The sequence below is a fragment of the Streptomyces sp. NPDC005195 genome (assembly GCF_040608315.1).
GTDB classification, from domain to species: Bacteria; Actinomycetota; Actinomycetes; order Streptomycetales; family Streptomycetaceae; genus Streptomyces; species Streptomyces kaempferi.
Window position 1 is genome coordinate 1 of sequence record NZ_JBEXHZ010000258.1, and the last position, 2,174, is coordinate 2,174.

The window sequence follows — 2,174 nt, forward strand, 5'->3', positions numbered from 1 at the left end:
GCGCCGCCCGCGGCGGGGCCCGGCCGGGGTCAGCCGGCGGGTTTCTCCCAGAGCGAGACGTGCCGGGTGCTCTCGCCGGTGAACGGGGCCCGTGTCCATCCCTCCCACCGGTCGCGCAGCCGCAGCCCGGCGAGTTGCGCCATGAGGTCCAGTTCGGCCGGCCACACGTACCGGAAGGGGAGGGACCAGTGCTCCGCGCGCCCGTCGGCGATCGTGACGTAGTGCGAACTCATCGCCTGGGTGGCGACGTCGAAGGTGTCGAACGCCCAGCGTGTCGAACTGATGTGGAACGGCACGGCGTTCTGTCCCGGCGGCAGCCGGCGAAGGTCCGGCACGCCCACCTCGACGACGAAGCGGCCGCCGGGGTCCAGATGGGCGGCCGCGTTGCGGAAGCAGGCCACCTGGGCGTCCTGCGTCGTCAGGTTGTTGATCGTGTTGAAGACGAGGTACGCCACCGCGAACGTACCCGGCACCCTCGACGTCGCGAAGTCGCCGATCGTCACCCCGACGGCGTCGCCGCCCGGCTTCGCGCGCAGCCGGGCGACCATGGCCCGGGACATGTCGATCCCGTGCACCGGGACCCCGCGGCGGGCCAGCGGCAGCGCGATCCGGCCGGTGCCGACGCCGAACTCGAGTGCCCGGCCGCCGCCGGCGAGGCCGGCCAGCAGGTCGACGGCCGGATCGACCGCGCCGGGCCGGAACATGTCCGCCGCCGAGTCGTCGTAGCCGGCCGCGATCGATTCTCCGAAGTAGCCGTCCTCGTCGAGCATTTCGGGACCGTACCGCCCGCGGGCCGGCCGGCGCGCGCCGTTTTCCCCGTGGACGGGGGCCTTCGGGACGGCCCGCGCGAGCAGGCCCCGACAGGGGCCCGAGCCCGAGGGGGCTACTTCAGCCAGTCGGTGTAGCGGGTGGGGGCGATGCGGGCGCCCTCCTTGGTGGTGAGGACGTCGCCCTGGGGGACGGCGAACATGCCGGCGGTGTCGTCGACGGTGACCGAGCGCTTGTCGCCCTTGGCGGCGAGGGTGATGCGGCCGATCTCGTCCAGCGGGTAGGTGTCGGGTCCGCCGAGGTCGAGGGTGCCGTCGAGGGGGGATCCGACGGCCACTTCGGCGACGGTGGCCGCGACGTCGGCCGCCGCGACGGGCTGGAGGGGGGTGCGGGGCAGGCGGACGGTGTCGTCGTCGGCGGTCCAGGACAGGGTGGCGTCCATGAACTCCATGAACTGGGTGGCGCGGACGATGGAGTAGGGGATGGGACCGGCCTTGAGGAGGTCTTCCTGGAGGGTCTTGGCGCGGTAGTAGTCGAGCTCGGGGATCTGGTCGACGCCGACGATGGACAGGATGACGAAGTGCCCGGTGCCCGCCCGTTCGGCCGCGGCCAGGAGGTTGTCCATCGAGGTCCGGAAGAACGCGAGGGAGGCGTCGTCGAAGGTCGGGGAGTTGGTCAGGTTGACGACCACGTCGGCGCCCTCCAGTGCCGCGTCCAGGCCCTTGCCGGTGAGGATGTCGACCCCGGTGGACAGCGAGTGCGGGACCGCCTCGTGCCCGGCCGCGTTCAGGTCCCGTACGACCTGCGATCCGATGAGTCCGGTTCCGCCGATGACCGCGATCTTCATGACACACCTTGCCCTTCTTTGATGGCTTATGTCCGCTATATAGCCAAAGAGGCGTGCGCGCACTCGCGCCCCCTGCCTCTTACTCGGACATTCGATGTCCGAGACATTACTCGGATGCTTGATATCCGAGTCAAGGGGGGGGTGGATTAGAGTGAGGCCGTGAAGATGTCTGGTGGGGTCGAGTGGGCGCTGCACTGCTGTGTCGTGCTGACCTCGGTGGAGGAACCGGTACCGGCGGCACGGCTGGCACAACTGCACGACGTCTCGCCCAGCTACCTGGCCAAACAGCTCCAGGCCCTCTCCCGCGCCGACCTCGTCCGGTCGGTCCAGGGCAAGGCGGGCGGCTACGTCCTCACCCGCTCCCCGGCACGGATCACGGTGCTCGACGTCGTCGAGGCCGTCGACGGTCCCGGCCCGGCCTTCGTCTGTACCGAGATCCGTCAGCGCGGCCCGCTGGCCGCCCCGCCGGAGTCCTGCCCGGCCCCCTGCGCCGTCAGCCGCGCCATGGCCGGCGCCGAGACCGCCTGGCGCGACGCCCTGCGCTCCGTCTCCGTGGCCG

3 protein-coding genes are annotated in these 2,174 nt (G+C 71.4%); 1 reads left to right on the forward strand and 2 read right to left on the reverse strand.

The features are described from left to right. Positions 1 to 29: 29 nt before the first annotated feature. On the reverse strand, positions 30 to 770 hold the full coding sequence (locus ABZV34_RS38735) for a class I SAM-dependent methyltransferase (RefSeq protein ID WP_356287779.1): 741 nt from the start codon (positions 768 to 770) through the stop codon (positions 30 to 32). 113 nt (positions 771 to 883) lie between these two features. Continuing rightward, the gene (locus tag ABZV34_RS38740; RefSeq protein WP_356287782.1) at positions 884 to 1,615 is read right to left on the reverse strand and encodes an NAD(P)H-binding protein; all 732 of its coding nucleotides are present in this window, start codon (positions 1,613 to 1,615) and stop codon (positions 884 to 886) included. 165 nt (positions 1,616 to 1,780) lie between these two features. Between ABZV34_RS38740 and ABZV34_RS38745 the strand changes: the two genes are divergently transcribed. After that, a partial coding sequence (locus ABZV34_RS38745) for an Rrf2 family transcriptional regulator (RefSeq protein ID WP_356287785.1) occupies positions 1,781 to 2,174 on the forward strand: 394 nt, incomplete at its 3' end.

Excerpts from the sequence above, each read along its gene's own strand:
- ABZV34_RS38735 (WP_356287779.1), bottom strand. The coding sequence starts at position 770 with ATGCTCGACGAGGACGGCTACTTCGGAGAATCGATCGCGGCCGGCTAC.
- ABZV34_RS38740 (WP_356287782.1), bottom strand. The coding sequence starts at position 1,615 with ATGAAGATCGCGGTCATCGGCGGAACCGGACTCATCGGATCGCAGGTC.